The sequence below is a fragment of the Streptococcus suis genome (assembly GCF_024509555.1).
Classification (GTDB): Bacteria; Bacillota; Bacilli; order Lactobacillales; family Streptococcaceae; genus Streptococcus; species Streptococcus suis_AD.
In genome coordinates, this window is record NZ_JAMWEL010000006.1 from 1 (window position 1) to 24,120 (window position 24,120).

Here is a 24,120-nt window from a genome sequence, read left to right on the forward strand (position 1 = left end):
GCAGTAGAACTATTTCTAGTTTCTCAGATACAGATTTTGGACTTCTTTTGGACATAATAAAACTCCCCTCATAGTTTCTAGTGAAAATTTTTGTTTTTTCACTGTCCACTATAAGGGGAGTATATCACTTTTTTTCTTGCCATATTTTTTTGTCGGTGGAGTACCATCGTAATTATCAGAACCTAATATTTCAAATTGCTCTGGATTATACTTGTCTATACACATTAAATAAAAATATCTATGACCACCCTTAACCTTATAACTTTGCCTTAACCACCAATCATAAAGATCTCTCTTTATATCCCATCTTTTAGCTCTCTTATCTCCCTTAACAATCACTCTTTCATACCACTCTGGAAACTTCTCTTCTGCTTCTTCTAAACTATATTGAGTTGGTCTAAATCGCTTTTTTATATCTACTCTATTTTTTTCTTCATCTGCATAGGAATTAATATAATCTAAAGTAACTCTTTCACCAGTTTTAAAAGACTTTACTGGTAAATCATATTTATCATTTCTAGAGCCAACCATTCTAAAACCTTGATTAATTGACTGATACTGTATCTGCTTTTCTTGTGAAGTTGCCTTATACTCCCACATTTTAAAGGTTAAATCATACTTTAACTGTTTCATCTGAAGCTTAATATTCGGATATAAATCAATCGGTTTCTCAAATACATAGTAAATATGAAGACCTGTACCACTCATTACAATAAAAGTCGGCTGAGGAAGCGTCCTAAGCCCTGGCTTTTTACCTATTCTTGAGAATAAGGTCAATAATTCATCTTTTCCTACAGAGTCCAGGTCAAATACCAAAGCATTCATCTGCTGAGCATACTCTAAGCGATTAACACGACCCCTATAAGCTAAACCTGAACATAAAGTCATAGGATTATTCTCTATAAACTCTTTATAATCTTCTTCCCAGGTATCATTAAGCATTATTCTTCTTCTCAGCTTTCTTTCTGTACCTTCATCTTTAGGATCCTTATATAAATAAATAGCATTAGGTTTAGAATAATCTCCTGGCATTTCTCCTTCATCTTGATTATTAGGAAATATATATCTATAAAATTCTTCTCCCTTTACTTCTCCATAATGAAAACTTAATAACTCTTCTACTTCCTTATAATTCTTCTTCTTATTCTTTATGTTATTACTCATATAAATCACCCCTTTTAAAATAATACCCCTAAAGACTACTAGGGGGACTTAGATTATCAATATAGTTATTTGGACACTTTTAGTATATCATAATTTTAACTCTTTTAAAACAATACCCCTAAAGACTACTAGGGGGACTTAGATTATCAATATAGTTATTTGGACATTTTTAAGGGGTTAGATTATGGATAGTGTTCTTTCCCATTCTTATCTACTCATTCCCCTATCTCTTGTTATTCTTCTGTTTTCTTTGTCGTATTCTGTCTTAAAATTGTTTTCTAGGTCTTTTCTGCCTATCTTATTGCTTATAGTATCTACCAGATCCTTAAATAGAGATTTGAAGGCTTGTAAATCGCTTGTACGCTCTTTTAAAAATTCTTTAGTAGAATTGTATTGTTTTATTATTTGGTTGAGTACTTTTTCACTCGTTAAAAAGTTTTGAGAATATTTTATATTTTTGTTCATGTAATCTCTCCTGAAGTGATTACATCTATAAACAAATACAGAAGTTAAACGATTTGTTTGTAATTTTAGTTATCTGTTTAAAAAGTCATAAGATTAGTCACTGGTAGGAATTAATCTAACGTATTTATTTATCTGCGTAATCACTGTTTTTAGTCTGTTTCAAAACAGTAGATGTTTTATCTACATTACGCATTTGGAATACCAACATGACGAATCCCTCCTTCTTAATTACAAATTTTTAGCATCTAATTTAACTTCAATTCCTATTATACAAAATTTTAAGATAATGCACTATCAACACACTCTTAAGTTTGCTTCTAAGTCTTATTTCCATAACTTCTTTTACGTTTCCGCCATTCTTTGCTGTTTCGATTTTTATGATATGGTGCAAGTCAGCACGAACACGAACCGTCTTATCTCCCATTATATCTTTTTTTGCACTGATTGGTGTATCATTTCGTTTTTCTTTTTGTGCGCCTAAATTTCCCACAATCACTCACTTCTTTCTATTTCTTCTTATTCTTATTTTATCATCAACAATCACAAATCACTTGTGATTTGTGATAAGTGATTTGTGATTAATATATCTTATTATTAAATCCTCGCAATTCTAACCCCCAAAAAAATATTATCTTTAAAATCAATTATTTATTTTTCTCAAGTAATTCCTTAAGTAGGAGTTCACTCTCCTTCACCATCTCCTCCTCTACCTTGCTCCATTTTCCAAATAGGCATTCTTGTAGCACTTCTGCTGCGGAACCTTCAGCAGTTTCAGAATCATAGATACAAGTTCTATCTCTTTGATAAATTTGAATCTGGTCAAAGAGATTTTCACTTTCTAACTCCCTCAAGTTATCAACCAAGTTCTCAACAATCCCATCGTGGTGTTCTTTTGGTGTTGCTCTAGCCTGAGTCGGATCGATGGCATAAAGCTCTTCGTAACGAATCAAGGTGCTGAGATAAGAAAGCTCTGGTTTGGTACCAATCACTGCTAAGGAAACTTGGTAACCTTTAGAAGATAATAATTGAGCAGTCTGACGAGGAACTTGAGTAGTTCGCAAGGTTCCCTCAATCAGCAAATGGTAGCCTTGCGTACTGAGTTCATCAACCAACTGTTCTACCATTTTTCCTGCAAATCCCTTGGTATAGTCCACGCTATCCTTGCCATACTTTTCTTGCAGGGCTAAGTAATTGGGATGCTGAGAACGGTAGCTGTCACCATCGATAATAATGATATTACCTTGAAATTCCTTTTGCTTGATACGATGAATAGTCGTCTTACCTGCTCCGCTTTGTCCACCAAGCAAGATAGCTTTCGGTTGATCTGGAATCGTCTTTCCTCGGGTTAAGGCCCGAATGGTTCGCTGCAAGGCCTTCTGAAACTCAGCCTCACTAAATTCTTCCAGTCTCATTAAGCCACCACCCGATGATGCACCATGTCTAACATCCGCTCTATACCATCTAAATAGCCATTGTAACGCTCTATTTCATCGAAAGTAGCGACAAGGTAAATTTTCGTATTGATCAATTCGGCCAAGTCATCACTCATCAAAATCCAAGGATTAGATTCATCATCAAAAACAATATCTTGACTATCCTGGTATCTATAAAGCTTTGATAAAATGGCTGCTCCACGTTCTTTTATCACTTCTACTTTTAAAGTCAGATGGTAATCTTCGACAGGTGTTAACATCTTGTCCTCTCCTACAATATCGACATAAGAAACGTTAAATTTCTGACAAATACGGTCGATGAGTTCAGTTGAAACAGTGCTGGTACCATTTTCGTAGCGACTCAGGCTATTGCGTGAAATCCCAACCATTTTCGCAAATTCTGGCTGTGTTAAATCGTGTGTTCGGCGTAGTGATTTTATATTGTCTCCGATCATAGATAAAGACCTCCTCATATTTGCTTTCATTATACCATAAAAAACGGATAACGCACCATATTTGGTGCATTATCCGTTTTTAGGTTTCTTCGATTGCTTAAACTCCTCTATTCGCTTCTCCAACTGCTCAGTATTCAGTTTATTTTTCGCTTCTTGGATTGACTTATCAAGAATTTGTTCCTCATCGGTTATAATGTCCCTAGATATTTCCACTCTCTCACTAGACTTGAAACTTGAATCAAAGACCACATCTAGGAGTTGCTCTACTTTGGTTAGTTCACTATCTGACATCTCTGATAGTCGATGAATCAGTCGTTTAAATTGATCCTGGTTCTGTTTTTTCTTTTGAAAAAATTTCATTATCTTCTCCTTCAATTATAAGTCATCAATGGCTACTGAAATAGCCTGCAACTTTTTATTTTGGATTTTCTTTTCATCAATCAATTGATGAAGTTCTTCAATTTGCTTCTGACAGGCGGATATATCCTTGTTGTTTTGTGCAATGGTATCAGCCAAGTGTTGTTTATAGTCACTTGTGATATTTACCTTCTTCGGCTGACTTTGTTTAACGGTTGATGCGAGCGTTTGTACCTCTTTAGATTCTGACTCCTTTTGTTGCTGTTCAAAAGCAGCCACATAGTCTACTTCTTCAATTGGTTTTTCTTCCTGTTTATGGAAGAGTGCTGCAATTTTTGCTCGTTCTTCATGGGATGATGTTGGTTTCACATCATCTAGTGGCTGATCAAAATTCCATGTTTTACTCATTCTATATCCTCATTTCTGTAATCTGGGTGTAGTGTGGTTTCTTTACCAAAGGCTTGCTCTAGTGCTTCATGAAATGACAACTGACTTGATTGTTGCCGTTTGATAAAGGTACTGTACATAGCTGTTTGTAGTTGGTCACGATAGTGTTCCAATTTCTCCGTCTCACGTGAGACCTTTTCTTCTTGTCTAGCTACTTTTTCAGCCAGACGTTCAATCACACTCATAGGGTGTCCTCCTTGTCACATTCTAGATTATGATAGCGGACTTGATTTTGTTATCACAATTCAAAAGTGTGCTCTCGTTTAGGTGGAGGATGATCTCTAATGACTTTTGTTTGGGCTGACTGGATAAGATCTCTTAAAGATAATTCCTTTTGTCGTTTCACAATATCATTCCAATCTGACTTTGCTTCAAGTCCCTGTAATAGTGGTAAATCTTGAGCGATTAGAAGTCCTTTATCTATCAGTTTCTGACAAAATTCTCTTCCTGCCTCATCGTTATCAACAGCCAATGTTAATGCGTTTGAATGGGTTTGGAAAAAGTTTGTCGTATCTTGTATTGCCTGAAGATAATGGCTAAGTCTGCTTGGTTTTACTGTATCTAGAAATGCCAATTTCCCCTGTTCCTCTGCTGCTAGACGCAAGGTCTGATAAGCAATCACAGAAAGTTTTAGGCCTTCCATTGACACCAGGCGAACATCTGATAGCTGCTTTTGGTGAAGTTGATAATAACTCATCATATCGATAACTGATTCACAAAAAATGAGTCGCTTGGGATTCCCAATATCGAAACTAATACCAACATGGCCATGAGAGCCTTTCATGATTTTTTTGAGATAGCCTCGATTGTATTTTTCTTCATTTTTGACGAGACCTTGAAGGCTTGCGGCCTGTAAGACACCATTATGGTCATAGCTTTTAAACACTAAAACCGACTCCGAATGATAAATAGCTTGAGCAAGCAATCCTTGTCTGCCAAAGGTATTAATAGTCTGATCACTTAGACCCCGAATGTCTTTCAAGTAAGTACGTGCTTGCTGAAAGGGTTCTTCATTCAAATAATATTGAAATGGTTGATAAGTTTCTTCTATCAACTTAGCTTGTTCAAAATCCCCAGTTTCAAGATAGGATACAGCCTCTTTGAAAGTAACGCCTGCCACTAATTGAACAAAGTCTATCACATCCCCTTGTATATCTCTTGAAAACCATTTGAAAGTATTGGTATCGGCAAAAATCCGAAAGGAATCATGGTCTGGGTGTTCATAAATGTGTCCTGATAAACGTCTGAAGGAATAACCCAAACTTTCAGCCACATCTAAAATGGCCTTTTGTTTTACTATTTTAATTCGTGTCATCTTGTCTCCCTATCAAAAAAAGCAGAAGACTGTCTCCTGCTAGTTGTTCTCGCTTGTTGTAGTTCGTTGGTATGCTGGAATTGGCTCCATCTGTTGCTTCTTTCATGTCCTCCAGTTTCCCATTCCAAATAGTCAACTGATTAACCAGGAGCTTGTCGGAAACTTTGGAGTAGGATAACATAACCGTCTTGGTTTCTGTCTGAGTGGTTCGCTGTTGTTGCTCACTCAAATCAGAAACATAGGTCACTTGATAGGAAACTTCCGCAAGTGCAACATTGCTTTCTGTATTGACAAAGATACTGGCTGATTCAAATCGGTAGTCAAGCATATAATCTTTATAAACTTGATTGATCGCTTTATTCTGATTTGTTTCCTCTTCTGAAAATGCCGAGTCCGTCATGTAGGGCTTGATACGAGTGTTATTTTCTCCTAGTTGGACCTTGGTGAAATATTGTGTGAGAAATTCTTTGACAAGCTCATCTGATAGGACTGTCGCTCTTTCCTCCTGCTTTTCCTTTGTCACAAGTTTATTGGCTTCTGCTCGTATTTGGTGCTCAGTTTGTTTTGAAACGGATTGTGAGCCAATCGTATAGCCAATCATGACCATAAAACTGACTGCGATTAAACCTCCTACTCCAATCAGAAATCGAGCTTTCACTTTATTTAACATGGCTTACTCCTTTATTAGTGATAGCCAAATCATAACAAGATTATCTTGGAAAATTTATCACAAGAAAAAGGACTACCAATCGGTAATCCTCCGTGTTAAACTATTCTATTTCTCCACCACTTTATAATAAAGCTTAAAACGAGAAATAGATTCAAAGCAATAAAAAATCCTGTAAAACTCCAAACTCCATTAGTTGCTAAATCTTCTGTATAAAGGTATCTCTCAGTAAAGAAGAGGTAAACTCCATAGATTTCGATAAAGACTAATCCACTGATGAGTCCGATAAGAAACAAAGCACCTGAAACTTTCACAATCCGATAAAGGACAAACAACATCAGTCCTATTGCTACGATAATCAAAAGGCTTTGTAGAATTTGCTCCAACATCTTGCACCTCTTTCTAGGTTAATTGCTTGCGATAATAGTCAGCCTGTTCCTGGTCAAGTTCATCAAGTTGGGCAACCAAATCAAGGTATTCTGCCTTCGTCACCTCATCTAAGTTTGGAAAATCATACTCACGAGTTGTGATGATAAGTTCCAGCTGTCCAGTGATTTCACGCCTTGAAAAGCTATAATCAAGAGTTTCGTCTTCATACTGTTCCTTTAAGGTTTGGTAGGTTGCTCTATCTTCTGGACTCGTAAAGCCTTGTGCCAACCAATCTTCAAGTTGATAACGCATTTCTTCTAGTGTTTGGGTCATGATCTATTCTCCTTTTGTGATTTCTTGACTTCATTTTACCGCGTTCAAAATTATTTGTCAGCCTTTTTTCTTATATCTCAAGTGCTATTTGTTGCTTCTTTTGGAGTGTTGTATCTTCACTAAACTTGGCCAAAGCTGCATCTATCACTTCAATCTCTGCTTCTTTTTCAACCAAGGGAGCCAAAACATCATACTTAGCCTTTACAAGCTGATAGTCCTCTTCCTTTGGAAAGACTTTTTCAACTTCTACTTTGGCTACTCGTAGCTTATCCTTTAAATCCTTTACCAGCTCTTGCGTCTTTTCTTGGTCATCTATAATATGGTCAATGGCATTGCTAATCCGTTGAATGGTTCCCACGTCTGATTTCAAATCAAGTGCGACAGTATACTGGTTATCACCTACAATCATTAAAGAAATGGTTTCTGGTAAGGGCTCACTAGCACCTCGTGTAGTCATTTTCAAATCAAATCCTCTAAAGTTGGCCAGAGTCCGAACTTCCTTAGTTTCTGAGCGGTTATAGGTAATGAGTTTTCGCAGATAGTCCCCAGCTTCAGCACGATTATCCATTGCTTGATTGTCAAATCGCATGACAAAATCTTGCGCCTTTGTTGCCAAAGATTGGGCAATATCTTTATCATATTGACTCAACCGTTTTTCCATAATAGGGAGGTGCTTCTCGCTATAGGAAATGGTATGGCGATACTCATCTTTGGAGCGATTAAAAGCTCGTTTTTGATTTTCTAAAACTGTCAGTTCATTTTCCAACTCCATTTTCAGTTTGAGATAGGGGTTACCTGTCGCTAGAGCTTTAAAGTCAGAAGCAGTCATGGTTTGTTCATCAATGTCTTCAGCTGATCTCACAGGATGTTTTGAGGTCATTATCTGCGTAATGTATTTGAGCTTATTCTCCTGCGTCTGCCAGAGGTAATTGTCGAAGCTCCCTTTAGTAATATAGTGATAAATATCTACCTCCTGGTGCATGTTTCCCTGTCGAATTAGTCGTCCATTTCGCTGGACAATGTCTGAGGGCCTCCAGGGAACGTCTAAATGGTGGACAGCTTTCATGCGAGACTGGACGTTTAATCCTGTTCCCCCTTTTTCCGTAGAAGCCATGAGAATCCGTACTTCTCCACTATTGACCTTGCGTGACAGAGAGTTTTTCTTGTCATCCGTATTGGCATCATGGACAAAGGCAATTTCTTCTTTTGGTATCCCTCTATCAACTATGAGAGCTTTGAGTTCATTGTAAACATCAAAGCCTTCTTCCTTACTTTTAGGAGTTCCAATATCAGAGAAAATCATCTGAGTGGCTTTGTATTCAGCTCCTTCACGGTAAATCCGCTCGACATTATCGACTACTTGAAGGATTTTCTGATTGTCCGCTAAGGTATAAGCAGGGTCAATCAACCGCATATCAATGGCTAGTTTTCTGGCTTCACCTGTGTAGGGTAGGATACTAGCGAGGTAGTCATTGCGACCCCTTTTCCATTATCCCCCCACCGAACCGGACATGATACTTTCGCATCATCCGGCTCTCCAGTAATTTCATTTCATAAACGTGTATTTATTGAACCATTATGTATTGCATGGTGACAATCCCGACAAGTCACTAGCGTTTTTCGACATCTTGCTGACATGATTTCTTTCCACTTTGGAACTAATTTCCCATTGTGTTTGTTCAAGTCTGCTAATTTTCTGATATGATGTACCTCTATGTTCTCCTCACTTCCACATAGCTCACACTTATTTGCGAGTAATCGCTTGATAAGCTCTGTTCGACCACCATAAACTTGATACGGAGCATCTTCTATTACAGCTTTCTTTTTATAAGAAAGTGAAATGCCACCCCATGTTGCAACTAGAGGAGGTTTATCTTCTCGAGGCACAACTACCTGTAAACACGGCACAGTTCGGCCATTCGTGCTAGTTGTGGTAGTCTTATATTTAGCTAACATTTTATTAATGGATGACTTATGTTTAAATGCTAATGTTTTAAGGAGTGATGTTTCCATATACCAATAGACTTTTGAGAACCATGACAAATTTTGTGCCAATATATAATATTGAACCAACCCTCTATATTCTTGTTGGTAAGTTTGAACGATACTAAAGTCATCATCATGCAATAAGTTATTACGATGAATAGCTTTACCATTTTTCATGTATTGGCGGCATTTGCTTTCAATAACTGATGCAGGTACAAATAATGCGATAACACCATTGGCACTCCGTCTCCCTTTGTTATCAATATAATCATTGACACGTTGTGCTTTTATCTTATATCCCAGAAATTTAGCTGATTCTCCAGTCGCATGGGTAATCAAAGTCTTTTCTTGAGAAAGCTCCAAAGATAACTTAGTATTTAAAAAGTCTCCAATTTGCTTCTTTATAGCCTTTGCCTCAGCTTTTGAACCTGTAAAGCCTAGAATAAAGTCATCCGCATACCGAACATATCTTAATCTCCGATAGCTGGTATCATAAGTATCAACTGAAGGGAGATTTCTTCTCTCAACAATTAACTGATGAGCTTTTTTATAATCTCCTTTATCCTGATAGCATTTAATTCTTCTACTCAAACGATTATAGGCTGAGTTTGCTTTCTGCTTGTTACCTCTTGTATATTGAGGTATCAGTTCTTCACCGACCCACTTATCAAATTGATGTAAATAGATATTAGCTAATAAAGGACTAATAACTCCACCTTGCGGTGTTCCACTAATAGTCTTGTGAAACTTCCAATCATCAAGATATCCTGCCTCAAGCATATTTTTGATAAGCCTAATAAACCGACCATCCTGAATTTGTCTAGACAACATAGTGATTAATACATCGTGGTCAATCGTGTCAAAATAACTAGAGATATCTCCTTCTATGAACCAACGTGTCCCTTTCCAGGTCTGAATTTCTTGTAAAGCTGTATGACACCCTCTTTTTGGTCTAAAACCATGAGAATGTTCACTAAATTGTGGCTCATAATAGGCTTCTAATATCATGCGAATCACTTCCTGAAGAAGTTTATCACTCCATACTGGTATTCCCAAAGGACGGTGTTTTCCATTCTTTTTAGGAATGTACTCTCTCCTAGCTGGTCTCCAATAATAGGTTTCTCGTCTTAATTGTTCAATAATCATATCTATTTTTTGAATAGACATTCCATCAATCGTTTCCTCTGAAACACCCTTTGTCATTGCTCCATTATTCGGGTATAACTTTGCATAGGCTATCAGATAGAGTTCACGATTAAATAGTAACTTATAAACCCTTTCGAGTGGTTTATCTTGTTTTCCACGTTCATGAATGACCGTTAAAATAGTTTTGGCTGTACGCATCCCACGCACCTAATCCTTTCTAACTAATCGAAATTACCTGTCACCCTTCGCCATGTACAAGGATTTCCCTTGCTCGGACTACTACGGTGACTCCGTTACCATAAGGGTCTCCCCTCTTAGGCAATCCTGCTATTCGTTAAAAATGTACGTTCTAGTAACCCTTAGGTTCCTCACTCATTCCTTTATTCATACTTATCGTATGCTCTTTTACTGTAGAAAGTTATTCGTCCAAAATCACAACAACGAATATACAGTAACATCGGTCTCAGTTACTTTCCGATGGGCGATGCTTTGCACCTAGTCAGAATTGAGGTTCAAGCAGTTTAGCCTTAACCATAGGTTACGGAACTTGCGGCACATCAAAGCGTTGTAACTCGCTCCTTATCCGCTTTACTAACATGCTATTGTCCCCTTTGGGTTTCCCCGCTAGGTTAGTTAGTTGCTCCTATTATTTACTTTCAATAATATCCCTCTGTAAGGGAGATACATTTTTACGCTTAACAGCGCACTATTTTAAGCATGTTATCTCTACTTGGATCAACACTACCTGACTTGATAGCGTCTGAACGCTTTACCAGCTCTTCTAAATAGTATTTCTGAGCTTGCGTTAACTCGCTTTCCACCGCAATAATCTTAGCTTCAGGTACAGGTAAGTCGAGCATATCTGAGGTCTGAATATCGGCAGTTTCCTTATAGATTCGCATGAGTTCAGGAAGGTTGACAAATTTCTTGAACCGTTTCTTGGGTTGGTACTTATCTCCTGTCGGGGCTAGTTCCATAGAGTTTTCAATATTCCCAAAAGCCCCAACCCATGAATCAAAATTGGATACCTGGTATCGCTCTAAAACATCAGGTTGAATGTAATTCATCATGGTGAAAAGTTCACTAATAGAGTTAGAAACTGGTGTTCCTGTCGCAAAAACGACATTTCTATCTCCATGCTCTGCCTGAACCTGTCTCACCTTCATCTCCATGTCTACGTTCTTTTTTGAAGTAGTATTGGTGATTCCCGCGACATTCCCAAGTCCAGTGATTGGACGGATATTCTTGAAGTGATGAGCCTCATCCACAAAAAGAAAATCAATGCCAAGGTTTTCAAATTCGATAAAGGTATCTCGCTCTAGTTTTTGGAGTTCTTCCAACTGGTGTTCTAATCCCTTAATCGAACGTTCCGCTTCTTTCACCGTATAATCACTGTCACTTCCCAGCTTGATTTCTCGGAGTTGCTCGAGTTTGTCATTGATATAGGTGACCTGTTTTTCACGACTCATCGGTATTTTCTCAAACTGGGAATCCCCAATGACAATGGCATCATAGTCCCCTGTAATAATACGGGATACAAACTGTTTGCGTTTGGCTTTGGCAAAGTCTTTCTTAGTGGTCACATAGACTTTTTTGGTTGGGAAAAATTTCATGATTTCTTGACCAAACTGAGCAGTCAAACTAGAAGGAACCACATAGAGAGGTTTATGCACCATCCCTAATTCTTTCAACTTGAAACCAGCTCCAAGCATGGTCAAGGTTTTTCCAGACCCTACCTCGTGGGCTAGTAGGGCACGTTTTTCCACCACAATCCGTTGAATGGCATTCTTTTGGTGAGGACGTAAGGAAATATTCTGAGCAAGTCCATCAATGGTTAAATGGCTACCATCATAGGACTTTGATACCGTACGATTGTAGAGCCTATTATAGGTGTCTTCAATCATCTGTTGGACTTCTGGATACCTTGCTACAAAATCTTGAAAGAGTTCCTGTAGGTGTGTTTCCTTGGCACGTAGGACCGTTGTTTTCTCTACATCCGTCACATTCTTTTTCTTATCCCCTTCAACAATTTGTTTTGTGATAGTTGGTTGATTGGAATTCAGGAGATTTTCAAAGATTTTTCGACCACTATCATAGCGTGAAGCAGGGACACCTAAACTCCTATCTGTTGCGTTGGAATAGGTGTAGGCAAACTTAGATTGGTAAGTGATAACCCCGTCAATGGGACTGACTTCTAGGACTGTCGCAACTTCTTGGTCTGACAGTTCATAGGCTTTCCCCATAAAGGTTTCTTGGGCAAATTTTCCAAAAACAGCCAGAGGAATCCAGCGTGAACCGATTCGATAATCAATGTCTGCTAAAGTAATACGGGCTGGTTTGATAGCTTCTAGAAGTCCTGCATAATATGACCAGTTAAAGTCCTGATTGTCTTGTTTGACGAATAGATCTACCACTTCTAACTTAGTGACGACATCCCCTGACAGAAAGTCTTGGCGAGAAACATAGGTCAATTCTCCATTCAAATACTTCTCAGAATCAGGCATAATGAGGTCGCCTAATTCCTCAATCAAAGTCATCTTCGATTCAACCTGATAGATAGACATCATATAAGCAAAATCAACACCTCGTCCGTCAGCCAAGCTGGAATTTAAGGCATCAAGGGCAGTATGTACCTTTTTAACCTCTTTTTCGGGACGCACTAGAGCCTTCTCAAAGGCAAGGGATTTAGTATAGATAACAGACTTTCCACTTGGATCCAGACGTTCATCTTCCAAACTAGCAAGGAGCGAATACTTATCATCACTATCAAAAAGATTGCGGTTCACTGCACTGTTCAAATACCCATAGCGTTTGACAAAGCTATCATAGGTACGATTGAGTTTGCCTAACAAGTGGTTAAAAGTCTTCTTATCGTAGTCATAATAGCGTTGAATGGCAATAACTTCTTGGTAGGCATTGCGAATATCGACCATTCCTTTGATACGTGCCACTTCTTTATCAGACAATGGAGCTTCATAGAAAACTGTCTTTTTATAATATCCCTTAAACTGACCACGTTTTGCTGCATCATCGGTCACATAGACATCCAGAGCAGTGTTATCAGTCACTTCTAAGGCATTAAAGCGATCAATCTGCTTTTGAGAATGTTTGGTGTCCCATGCTTTGAAGTTGCCCTCTTCATCGATATAGTAACTGATTTCTTCCGTCTTGGTTCCGACTCGAATGCCTTTATTATCTCGATAGTAAACTGTAGAACCCTGGTAACCAAAACTGTACTGACCCAGATTCTCCCTCATTTCAGCTGGAATGGAGGTATCAATGACTTGTTTGATCAACACATCTGGATTAATGATGACCTCATTTCTATCAATCTCTCTTGGGGCTTTTACTTGATGTAGAGCTGCTTCAACACTTGCAATCAAGTCATCACTAGTCCCCTTAACAGAAAGTGTTCCTCCGTTAAAATTTCTGACCTCGTAGGTTCCTAGCACCTGGCTATTGTATTCTCCATCAAAGTAAGGATTGAGCCAAATGCGACTATCCTTTTCATAACGAATGGAACCTGAAAAGGCTAAGTCGTCTGCCACATATTCCTTGTTCAGGTGTTTCTGGAAGAATAACATATCCGTTGTGACACTCGTTCCCGCAATGGCCTTAAAGGCAGAATCAGGCAGTCGAACCCCACCAAGAAATTCAGTTGTCTCACGTATATCTTGTAAGATGTTTTCTGTTCGCTTATCCATGGTTCCTGTGGAAGAGATAATCGCTACTTGTCCACCATCATGGACCAAATCAAGTGACTTTTTGACAAAGTAGTCATGAATCATGTAAGGCCTATCGTACCTGTTATCCGCAATTCGTATATTGGCAAAGGGAACATTTGAAATCACTAAATCAAAACTATTGTCATTAAACTCCACCGTCTCAAAGCCTTTAATTTCAATATGACTATTGGGATGAAGGTGTTTGGCAATAGCTCCTGTAATAGTATCTAATTCCACACCATATAACTCACTCTTTTCTCTTAAGTGTTTGGGCATTGCTGCAAAAAAATTACCTGTTCCCATGGAAGGATCTAGGATTTTGCCACCTGTAAAGCCATCTCTTTCCAACTTATCCCACATCTGACGAATCAGGGCTGGGTCTGTGTAATAGGCTGTCAGAGAGGACTGTTTCATATCCGAATACTCTTTATCTGTGACTAGGCTTTTCAGTTCTTCTCGTTCCTTAGAAAATTTTGGATTATAGTCATCAAAAAATTCATTGGCTAGTCCACCCCAGCCTACATACTTGGCAAGGAGTTCTTGTTCATTTTTACTTGCCTGACGGTGTCCCGTTTCAAGTGTTTTAACCAAACGAATGGCCGCAATGTTTATCTCAACCTTATCTCTAGCAGTCTTAGGATAAAAGTCTGTCAAATCTTCTGGAAAATAAAAGTCCGTTACTGGAATCTCTGGAATTGTTTCGACGACTTCCTCTTCAGGAATTTGATTATCTGTTTCTTCAAGATCAGTATCGTTATGACCATTTTCTGAACCGTCTGGTTCCAATAGTCCAATACTCTGAACTGGCTCCTCTTCCAGATATGAGAATAGGTTTAATTCTTGGTTCGCTTCTGCTAACTCTGTTTGTTGTTCTGACTTTAGCTGATGAAGTGCCTGACTGACTTCTTCCCAGGTCCTCACATAAAGAACTGGATTTTGTTCAATGATATCCGAAAAATCATTGACTAACTCAATCCGAATCAAACCATTCAATCGAGCATCGCTGACCGACATGACCTCAAAGTCCTGTCCCTTATAGGAAACCAATGACCCCAGAGGATAAGTGTCCAAGACTCTCTGAACCAGTGGATTTTCCGCGAATTCTTCATCAACTACTTCTTTCGTCTCAGCTTTCTCCAGCTTCCTTTTCCAATCTCTGAAAGTTAAAACTGGCTGATTGCCTTTATCTTTTTCAAATTGCTCCGCGTCTTCTCTGCTGAGTTCTTGGTGTAAAAAGGCGTAGGCAACTTGTCGCAGCTCTTCAAGGGAAAGCTGGCTACCAAAGAAAAATTCAACCTTTTCATGACTTAGTCCCATTTGGAGTAGTTCTGTCGCAAGGGCTAGTTGAGTTACCGAGGCTTTGGGATAACCACCTAATAAAGCAAGGTCCGCATTTTTTAAACGAAAACGACCAGCCGCATCCAATAAAATACCGACTTGGTCTGGGTCAAACTGAGATAGCTCAATCCCCACTTGAGTCAATTTTTCTTGATTTTCTATCCTAATGGCTTGTCCAATTTTTTCTAATTCCTTTTCTTCGACTCTAGTCAAAGTTCTTTTCAACTCATAGGGACTACCATCAGCCTCTAGATAGGTAAGTAACTCCTCGCCATCAAAGACTGGTGTCATTTCCATCTCAGTGTCAAAATCACCTCGTCTAAAACTTGGAACTCTGGAACGTTCATTTCGAATATGGTCAAAATATGTTAGAATCTCAAATTTACGTCGTAAAGATAACTCTTCATAGGCTGGTAGATGATTTGTTTTTCCAGTTCGGATATCCAGTTGGGACAAATCTACATCCAAACTAGCAATAACCAGAGAGCCCTCTTCTCGAAAAGATATTGCTTGATGAACACTTGTTTTGTGCTCATCAACAGTTTCTTCATTTTCTAAAACAGTTTCATCAACTCCTGTTTCAAGCTCAGGCTCGTAGGTCAAGAGAAACAGTTCAATATCTCGGCTGATCCGATCCGCTAAATTATTAGCCACACGATACACATTGACCAAATTAGCTCCCCTACTCTTTTGTAATAGAGAATCTGGTGAAATAGTTTGGTAGTGTCCATTTGAGTCTAATAGTTGAAAACGAGTGGCCAGATTGAACAAGGCCACTTCAATCACCAAGTTTTTTTCAGACGGCGATAATTTGTCAAGTTTTTGGAGACCATTTTGGCCGAATACTTGTGTATAGGTCAATAGATCATGAGCGGTATCATAAGGACTAGCCTGAACAAAAGCTGAAACATCTGTCTCAAAGTGAAGTACCTGAACAGATTTATTAATTTCTTGCTTATTGGTTAAAAACTGACGAATAAGACTATCCCACTCCTCATCAAAATGCTCTGCTTGGTAATATAAAAATGCCTCAAGCAGGGCTCTATCACGAGGAATGGTGGCTCTCATCATTTGTAGTAAGACTTCTTGATTCATTTTCCCTCCCATTTTAAAAGGGCTGAGAGTTTTTCTCAGCCCTTTGCGTTAATCTAGGACCAAGGCTCGTTGGTCACTTTCTTGTAGAATACCTTCCATTACAGTTGCCACATAGTGTTGTAAGAAATGACTTTTCTGGTCTAGTAAATCTTTTTGCAAGGCAAGGTGAACCAAATCTCCAAAATAATCCTGACTGGAAATAGCCAATTCCTGTTGAATTATGGCCTGTAAGGTTTCAAGGCTAAGTGGTGAATAATCGTCACTATCCAAAACCTCATACTGTTCCAAGGTGTCTGAGAGACTATTTGAGGACATTAAATCCATAATAAAACTAGAGCCTTCACCTGTTCGGTACAACTTTTCCAGAATGTCAGTCATATCTGCCTGTACTTCATCCTGATAACTATCAACTTTAACTCGTAGCTCATCACTAATCAAGGATAGGTCATCCTCATCCATATAATCTTGATAAACCTGATTGAGGATTGTTCTATTAGAAATACTTAATTCCAAAGAGAGAAAGGCTTTGATAAACTCTTGGTAATCGACCTTCTCCATTTCAGACAAAGCCTCTTTCATGGTGTCAAAGTTCCAAGCCATCACACAACTCCTTTTGTGGGACTAGTGGTGAATGTCCAGATTGTAGCTCTTCTAAATCAGCTTGACCATCACCATCTGTGTCAACAGACTGCGGATTGGTTCCGAAAGCCAGTTCCTGAGCATCTGTCAAACTATCTTGGTCTGAATCCTTTTCATAAATAGTTTTTGGATTCATCTACTTCTCCTCCTTTTTCTTCAGTCCATAAGCCGTACCAAGTAGAATACCAGCTCCAATCAAGCCCAAAAGGGATTCCTGTTCCCCTGTATTTGGCAAAATGCTTGCTGGAACAGGCGGTTCAATAGTCTCAATTGGTGGTTGAGGTGGTGTGGGTTGATTTGGACTTGGTTCTTCAGGTTGAGGTGTATGTGTTACAACTGTATTTGAGCTGATGACATAGCCATTCACTGTATGAAGGTAGGTATTCTCCACCTGACCAGTCGCAATCCGTTTCATTTGAAGGTAAACATCTGCCTGAAAGGCTGAATCATCAGAGATAGTCTCTAAGAAGGATTTATCAAATGAAATTGACACGAGGCCATTTTCTGTATCCACCTGTTGCAAGGTATATTTCGTGACTTCTGTCCCCTCTTTTAAGACAGAACCATCTTTGAGGATGACATCCGTCATCAGATAGTTGCGATAAACACCATTATACTCATCATGCTTTTCATCATAGTTATCTTCAAAACCATATTCAAATAAATCAGTCGCACGATTGCTTGGAATCAATGCTCCAACCAAGCGATAGTTAAAGGTTTGATGCAAGGCCACTTCTTTCCCGTCAAGGCTCTCATCCTTATGAGACAAGTCAATCACCACATCTTTTTGTGGGTCTAGTTTGGGAACATTATTGACCACTGTTTCCGTGACATAGGCCAAGCCAAAATCAATCTGATAGGCTGTATTTTCATACTGACCACCTGTTTTGGTCAACTCATTTTTTACCGTCATCGGAAGCGTGACAACTAAGGTTTGACCAGTCTTCACATAGGTATCATAATAGGCTTTTGGATCATCGCTACTAAGAACTTGAATGGCTCCTTTAGGTGTAAACTGACGTTTAGCCATGGCATCTTGAACAACTTTCGGAGCTTCTGACAAACTAGCGTAGGTGCTGACAGAGATACCAGATACACGATTGCCATCCTTATCCAAAACTTGAATGCCATCAGGATTTAGGGTAAGGGCTTCTTCTGGGTAATCGTCTACCATGTAAAATCCCTTGGCAAGAACATCATCCGTCACGACCATGTCCTTGTATTGACTGTAATCCAAGACAATTTTGTAATAATTGACCGTATTCGGAAGAACAGTCTTTCCATCAATTGAAATACCTTCTTGATTGGTATTAGACTTATGTGGAGTTACTTTAGGGACAAAATTGGTCACCGTGTTGGTTTCATAGGCTTGCCCAAAGTCCACCTGATAAGCCACGTTTTCATAAGACTTCCCTGAATTAAGCATGGTTTCCAAAACCATCATCGGAGTGACAATGGTAATATTCTCCCCCTTGGTCACATAAGATTCAAAAAAGACTTGTGGGTCCTCAGGCATGAAAACTTGAAAAGCTCCTTGAGGCTGAATTTTTTGTTTCGAAAGGGCTGCTTGTAGCGTTTTAGGAGCTTCAGTTAATTGAGAATAAGACTTCACCGTGATTCCTGAAACTGTTTTGCCATCAGATGTGACAAACTGAATAGCTGCTTCATCCGGCAATAAAGCTTCTTCTGGATAATCATCCACAAAGTAAAAACCTTGTGCAATCTGAGAGTTGTCTGCTTTAATCCCTCGGTATTGGTCCAAGTCCCATGAGAGAGTATAGTGATTTTGACTTCCCACTAACATGGGCTTCCCATTGATGTCCACTTTGTCTTTATTGAGGTTCTGTTTCTTGGGTTCTGGAGAAACAAGGGTGTTGGTCACTTCCTTGGTTTCATAGCCATTTCCAAAATCAACTTGATAAGCCTTGTTTGTATAGGTCTTAGTTTGACCATAGAGACTATCTTTCACCGTCATTTTGGTCAAAAGAGCTAAAGAAGTTCCTGTTTGAACATACTGGTCATAAAAGGCTTGGTTGTCATCCGGCAAAAAGACTTGAAAGGCACCTGTCGGTGTAATCTTAGCACGAGCTAATTTATCTTGAAGGTCTTTAGGGGCTTCATTTAGTGAAGCATAGTTTTTAACCGTTATTCCTGATACCTTCTGACCATCAAGGGTTGTTATAGCCGTGCCATTTTCCACCACATCGAGCACTTCCTCTGGGTAATCGTCCACAAAGAAGAAGCCTCGTGCAATTGTCTCTTTAGCAGAACGATCTCCCTTATACTGGTCCAAATCCCAAATCAATCGGTAGTGGTTGGTTGTGCCAAGGACTACGACCATGTCATTAACGAGGACACCATCCGCATTTTCATTGTTTTTATCTGGTGTAATGAGTGTGGTTGTCTCCCCATCACCTGGTGTACGAACCGTTACAACATTTGAAGTGACTGTGTAAGCATTGGTTGTACCCTTGTTCAAAAGGAGTTTGTAACTATTGGAATAGGTTGCCCCATCATTTTGAACAGAACCATAGAGTTTTGGAGCGGTCAGTTGATAAACCTTGGTTAAATCTTTATTTACCTCCTGCAACAAGTTTTCCTTTGCGGTCAAGGTCACAAAATTCTTAGTCTCATCAAAGCTAAGGACATAGTTTCCATTCTCTTTTTGTGTTGTTTCCTTATCAAAGAGGTAACCAGCAGGCAAGTAGTCCTCAAAAATGAGACTAGTCGTTTGGGCACGATTGGGCGATAAGGCATCAACTGTTAAGGGATAAATCACCGTTGAATCTTTTGCGACAGTTTTCTCATGAAGATTAGCTTGGTCACTATTGACCACTTCTTTCATAATCTCTGGAGTTGTCGTCAAACGGTACGCATGATAATGGACAGTTGGTACTTGTGGTGGCGTTGGAAGTTCTTTTGGAATAGGTTTGACAGGTAAGGTTACTTTGGTCAAGGACAGACTAGGCTGCACTACTTCTTCCAAAGGCTTTAGTGTGAAAGTTACAGGCTTTTCTGGTGTAAATGTTTTTGGTGTATAGATATCTGGTGTTACCGTAATAGGTTCTGGAATGGGTTCAAGTTCCACCGTTACATGATGTTTGGGACTATATGGTGTTACTGTACGTGCAACTGGTAGGGTATTTAAGGCGAACCAGTAAGACAAGCCAACATTCTGTGGCATATCGCCTTGCCCAAAGGTGACTGTATAGGTATTGCCTGATGTGACCGTTGAGACAATAGCTCCTTTATAAGCATAACGACTTGATGTGGTATCCCATTCCTCAGGTAAATTCAAATCACTTGCACGGTTGGAACCCAAAGAACGTGCTAGACCTTCATTAGTCACTTGAACGGTTGAGCCATTAATCGGCACAAATTTCCCAGATGAATCCTTGACATATTCTAGACCAATGTCATTATGATTGAGGGAAGAATGTGTGAAGACTCCAGGCTTTTCTTTGGAGAAGGTAACTTGTGAACCGTCTTCCAAGAAATACTTGGCAACTACACGAAACTCCATCTTGTCTGTTCGCCAATCACCGTTTCCGTCATTTCGATAGGCAATGAAGCCTTCGGTAGGATCATTTGGCACAACCAATTTCACGGCATCGGTTCCAGCTGGTGATACAAGGTTGGTAATATCGTAAGTCACTCGATTAATCTTTTTACCGTCAAATCGTGCATTTTGAAGATTTTGATAGTTAAAACTAAGAGTCTCACCTGTTTTGAAGCTGTCATAGACAAAGAATCCTGTTGAATCCAAAATTCTTGAGTAGCCACCCAGCATAGCATCGCCAGTTGAAATAATCTGATCAGGATTTCGGGTAATGGCCCCATGTTGTGCTTGGGGTTCACCGTTATTGAGATTGAGGGCTTGAGCAAGGGCTTCAGAAATATAACCTTCTTCACCTTTCGAAATCTCGGCCAAGTCACGTTGATAGCGTTCCAATTCTTTGGCATTGTAGGCATCAATCGCTTCATTCTCTTTTCTGGCTGTGGCTTCTTTATCTTGATTTCGTTTAGTAATAGCTTCAATCTCGGCTGCACGATCTGAAACGAATTGTTGTTTCTCCTGATTTGCTTGATCTACTGCGGCTTGACCTGTACGGTTTTCAGCATCAACAGCTGCTTGACCAGCCTGATTACGCCTTTCAATGGCTTCATTATCTGCCTTTGCCTTAGCAAGTCCAGCTTCATTTTCTTTTTGAATGGCCTGATTTTTCGCAACAATATCATCTGCCTTTGTTTTCTTTGTTAGATAATCTGCTACAGCTTGTTCGTTAGTTGATTGAATGGTTTCAACAGCCTTGCCATAGTTTGTATAGTCTAGTACAGATGTCCCATTCCCTGCTGAAACTACTTGTTCATTTACTGTCACATCAGCATCTACATACCGAGTTTTTAGGTCATTGACTTTAGTATCAACCCAAGCATTTGTCTCTTTACCAGTTTGGTTGGCCCCTTCGTAGGCCTGTGACAGCTCCTTATTTTCCTGTTCAATGCGGGCTTTATTCGATTCGTATGTCGCTTTGTCAGCTTTGTAGGTTTCAGTAACTTCATTGATAGCCTCAACCTGGTTTTGGGCATCTGCTTCTGCTTTTGAAATTTGTTGGTTGGTTTCAGTCGCAGATGTCGTATTGCCCAAATCCATTGGACTATCTTCAACCGTAGAAACACCTTCAGCCTTTGCCTCTTCAACTGCTTGTGTTACCGTTTCATGTGGTACGGTGACTGCAATTGCACCGTTAGATTGTCCAGTTGACCCTAAACTTTCAGTTTGTTCAGATACAGGGTTTGGCTGTGCTTCTGGTAAATTTGTGGCTGGATTCTCCGTTCGTTGAATGGTGGTGTCAACTGATGATGAGACTTCATCAGCATGTGCAACCGTTCCTCCCCAAGCAACAACAGCCGTCACCATGGTTCCAAGGGCAACGGAACATAAAGTACGATATTTTTTACTCTTGCGAAAGACGTGTTTCTCGCCTTTTTCCTGATTGACAAGAAAGTGATGATTACATGTTTTGGTCATAAATAGTCCTTCTTTTCTTTTTTATGTAGCAACAAACTGTCACTCTTTATTAGATACGAGGGCGTTAAACGAGCACGACAAAAATAGGAGTTTTGACGAAGAACTTTCCGTTCTAGGAGAAACTCTCTTTTTTGTACAGCTCGTAGCCCAAGTTCAATACCATCATAAAAAAGAAGGCTTGATTTTGTTATCACAATAAATTCAGGGAAAAGAAAAAAGCCACCCATAAAATTGGGTGACAAAGTAATGAATATTCAAGCTTTCACTCGTTATAGTTAAATTTTGTAATTACCTATCTCGTTAAAAAGCTTCGTAAAATGTCAAAAACCTCTTCTTTTGAAAGAATAAAATCTGAATTCTGTGGAATTGACTCTATTTCTAAAGATAGTAGTGAGACGAATTGAGCCATGTCTTGTTTAACACTTTCAGAGACTTCCAAATCTGATAAAGACTCTTCTTCACGAAGTAAGGCTGATAGACGAGTCACATCATTCAAGTGTTTCTTTATTTTTTTAGTAAGACCATGTTCACCAGTCTTGGAACGATTCTTCATATCAAGCCAAGCCTTGGCCTTAAATACAATCAATCCTTTAGTACTCAATACTGAATAACCATCTATCACTTCGCGTTCCTTAACCAGTAACTGATAATAATCCTTATCTAATAGCAGGGCAGATAAACTCGCATCCTCATCAAAATGAACAGGAGTTTCTCTACTCATCTTTTTTAGTGGAAATTCTGGCAGAACACTAAATAGTTCAATCATTTCTGGAAAACCAGGTTTCCTGGTTGTAAAACGAAAAAGTTGGGCTTTATTATCTTTTTGACTACCTTGATACTCACCAAACTCCAAAAATCTAATTAAAGTATTATAAAAGTCTATATTTTTTGACTCATCAATGATGACCATATCATAGTCTTTCGTAGTTCGACTTTCAAAACCATTCACATCCAATACGATAGAGGTTGCGGTTCCACCAATTAGGACATAGTAATCTTGATAATCACGAAACATTTCTTGAAAAATAGGTTTTAAATTAGCGGGCATTTTTCTCTCCTAGCATGTTTATTATCTTATCTTCTAACATTTCTACCTCTTCTTCAACTCTAGGATCATCTTCATCTTTCAAAGTTAGATAGAGCGAAATTGGATCAACTATTATAACATCTCCATTTTCAAACCAATTATTCTTGATGTAATCAAAAGGTACTGGCTCATAATTCCAAATTTCAAGACGATGACCTTGAAAGATGTTTTGCTGAATCTCTTTTTCAATACGCTTATATCTTTTCTTAGAAATAGCATAGCTTCCATAGTTTTCTGAATCTGCAAGCATACTAAATTGTGATAATGCTTGTAAATAGGTCATTTTTAATGCCCCTTCATTGTACAACTGTTGAAAATCTTTATCACTAATCACTAAAACCTCTCTAATTGGATCTTTGATTAAAGATTTAACTTCTTCAAAAATCATTTGTTTAGGTTTCGCAAATTGATAAGTTTTCTGTTTGTTATGAAGCCACCCTCGTGCTTTAAAGGCTTTTAAATAGCGATACAAACTAGGAATAGATAGACGTGTTATCAGGCTGATTTCAACTAAATCAATGATTAAATCAGGAGTATGCAGTAACAAGGCAATTAGTAGCATTTGTTCTGTAGGTGATAAGGGATCACTTGGTTCAAATTTTTCACTTGCTTTAGAAAATAGAAATCCTATTTGTGGAATAAATGTATTTTCTTGATAATCAATATAAGAGGCACCAATTTGTAATAATTTCTTCTTCTGTTCATCTGACAGTTTATTAAAAACTAAAATCACATCTTTATCAACCTGCTTTTGAATAGCTTGAGCTTGTTTAACAAAATTATCTAAGCTCCCTGGTCTTTTTTCTTTAACCAAAAGGAAAACCTTATTTTTTACAGTCAATGTAGAAAATTCATAGCGCTTTTGAAAAATGATTGGAAGATCTAGATCTATTTGCTGTATTTGAGCTTCAAAATGAAAAGCTCTCATAACATTATTAATTTTGGCAAAGTCCATTTTTCGCTCCTTTTTATCATTATATTTGCATTTTATCAAATTGTATAATAAAATGCAATATTTTTGATAAAACACAAAAGATATGCTAACATTTATTCATTTTGTTAGCATA

Annotated in this window: 17 protein-coding genes and 4 pseudogenes; all 21 read right to left on the bottom strand. The window is 38.6% G+C overall.

The window, feature by feature from the left end; all coding sequences use genetic code 11:
• Positions 1–108: 108 nt before the first annotated feature.
• The 21 genes and pseudogenes from NF418_RS03865 to NF418_RS03965 all read right to left on the bottom strand — a co-directional run bounded on the left by NF418_RS03865 (position 109) and on the right by NF418_RS03965 (position 24,008).
• Positions 109–1,164, bottom strand: a complete 1,056-nt coding sequence (locus NF418_RS03865) for a hypothetical protein (RefSeq protein ID WP_256778518.1) — start codon at positions 1,162–1,164, stop codon at positions 109–111.
• Between the two features lie 387 nt (positions 1,165–1,551).
• Positions 1,552–1,629 (bottom strand): annotated as a pseudogene (locus tag NF418_RS03870) (23S rRNA (adenine(2058)-N(6))-methyltransferase Erm(B)); the annotation flags it as partial.
• A gap of 124 nt (positions 1,630–1,753) precedes the next feature.
• The gene (locus tag NF418_RS03875; RefSeq protein WP_001814874.1) at positions 1,754–1,837 is read right to left on the bottom strand and encodes a 23S rRNA methyltransferase attenuation leader peptide; all 84 of its coding nucleotides are present in this window, start codon (positions 1,835–1,837) and stop codon (positions 1,754–1,756) included.
• 48 nt (positions 1,838–1,885) lie between these two features.
• Positions 1,886–2,125, bottom strand: coding sequence for a peptide-binding protein (locus tag NF418_RS03880; RefSeq protein WP_000635249.1), 240 nt, complete (start codon positions 2,123–2,125; stop codon positions 1,886–1,888).
• 148 nt (positions 2,126–2,273) lie between these two features.
• Positions 2,274–3,041 carry a type II toxin-antitoxin system toxin PezT gene (gene pezT / locus NF418_RS03885; protein ID WP_001235242.1) on the bottom strand — a complete coding sequence of 256 codons (768 nt, stop codon included), beginning with the start codon at positions 3,039–3,041 and terminating at the stop codon, positions 2,274–2,276.
• Entirely contained in the window at positions 3,041–3,517 is a 477-nt protein-coding gene (gene pezA, locus NF418_RS03890; RefSeq protein WP_000578719.1) for a type II toxin-antitoxin system antitoxin PezA, read from the bottom strand. Before pezA ends, pezT begins: the two co-directional genes overlap by 1 nt.
• 69 nt (positions 3,518–3,586) lie before the next feature.
• Complete coding sequence (locus tag NF418_RS03895; protein WP_000667951.1) at positions 3,587–3,877, bottom strand: hypothetical protein; 291 nt, start codon at positions 3,875–3,877, stop codon at positions 3,587–3,589.
• Between the two features lie 15 nt (positions 3,878–3,892).
• Positions 3,893–4,282, bottom strand: a complete 390-nt coding sequence (locus NF418_RS03900) for a DUF5945 family protein (protein ID WP_074390200.1) — start codon at positions 4,280–4,282, stop codon at positions 3,893–3,895.
• Positions 4,279–4,506 (bottom strand): DUF5965 family protein, encoded by a 228-nt coding sequence (locus NF418_RS03905; protein WP_000110921.1) that lies wholly within the window; start codon positions 4,504–4,506, stop codon positions 4,279–4,281. Before NF418_RS03905 ends, NF418_RS03900 begins: the two co-directional genes overlap by 4 nt.
• 53 nt (positions 4,507–4,559) lie before the next feature.
• Positions 4,560–5,636 carry a DUF3991 domain-containing protein gene (locus NF418_RS03910; protein ID WP_256778519.1) on the bottom strand — a complete coding sequence of 359 codons (1,077 nt, stop codon included), beginning with the start codon at positions 5,634–5,636 and terminating at the stop codon, positions 4,560–4,562.
• Positions 5,623–6,306 (bottom strand): peptidylprolyl isomerase, encoded by a 684-nt coding sequence (locus tag NF418_RS03915; RefSeq protein ID WP_373325944.1) that lies wholly within the window; start codon positions 6,304–6,306, stop codon positions 5,623–5,625. Before NF418_RS03915 ends, NF418_RS03910 begins: the two co-directional genes overlap by 14 nt.
• Before the next feature lie 95 nt (positions 6,307–6,401).
• Positions 6,402–6,692 (bottom strand): DUF5966 family protein, encoded by a 291-nt coding sequence (locus tag NF418_RS03920; RefSeq protein ID WP_256778520.1) that lies wholly within the window; start codon positions 6,690–6,692, stop codon positions 6,402–6,404.
• 13 nt (positions 6,693–6,705) lie between these two features.
• Positions 6,706–7,005 (bottom strand): DUF5962 family protein, encoded by a 300-nt coding sequence (locus NF418_RS03925; protein ID WP_256778521.1) that lies wholly within the window; start codon positions 7,003–7,005, stop codon positions 6,706–6,708.
• Between the two features lie 70 nt (positions 7,006–7,075).
• Positions 7,076–8,464 (bottom strand): annotated as a pseudogene (locus tag NF418_RS03930) (helicase-related protein); the annotation flags it as partial.
• 92 nt (positions 8,465–8,556) lie between these two features.
• A complete protein-coding gene (locus NF418_RS03935) occupies positions 8,557–10,335 on the bottom strand; it encodes a reverse transcriptase/maturase family protein (protein WP_256778522.1) in 1,779 nt (592 codons plus the stop codon).
• A gap of 509 nt (positions 10,336–10,844) precedes the next feature.
• Positions 10,845–16,295: pseudogene (locus tag NF418_RS03940) on the bottom strand (DEAD/DEAH box helicase family protein); the annotation flags it as partial.
• Positions 16,296–16,343: 48 nt separating this feature from the next.
• On the bottom strand, positions 16,344–16,895 hold the full coding sequence (locus NF418_RS03945) for a hypothetical protein (RefSeq protein ID WP_256778524.1): 552 nt from the start codon (positions 16,893–16,895) through the stop codon (positions 16,344–16,346).
• Positions 16,879–17,070 carry a calcium-binding protein gene (locus NF418_RS03950; protein WP_256778525.1) on the bottom strand — a complete coding sequence of 64 codons (192 nt, stop codon included), beginning with the start codon at positions 17,068–17,070 and terminating at the stop codon, positions 16,879–16,881. The genes NF418_RS03945 and NF418_RS03950 overlap by 17 nt, the downstream gene beginning before the upstream one ends.
• A complete protein-coding gene (locus tag NF418_RS03955; protein WP_256778526.1) occupies positions 17,071–21,966 on the bottom strand; it encodes an SspB-related isopeptide-forming adhesin in 4,896 nt (1,631 codons plus the stop codon).
• A gap of 583 nt (positions 21,967–22,549) precedes the next feature.
• Positions 22,550–23,014, bottom strand: a pseudogene (locus NF418_RS03960) (hypothetical protein); the annotation flags it as partial.
• Positions 23,004–24,008, bottom strand: a complete 1,005-nt coding sequence (locus NF418_RS03965; RefSeq protein ID WP_105126846.1) for a hypothetical protein — start codon at positions 24,006–24,008, stop codon at positions 23,004–23,006. The gene NF418_RS03965 and the pseudogene NF418_RS03960, both read right to left, overlap by 11 nt.
• Positions 24,009–24,120: the final 112 nt, after the last annotated feature.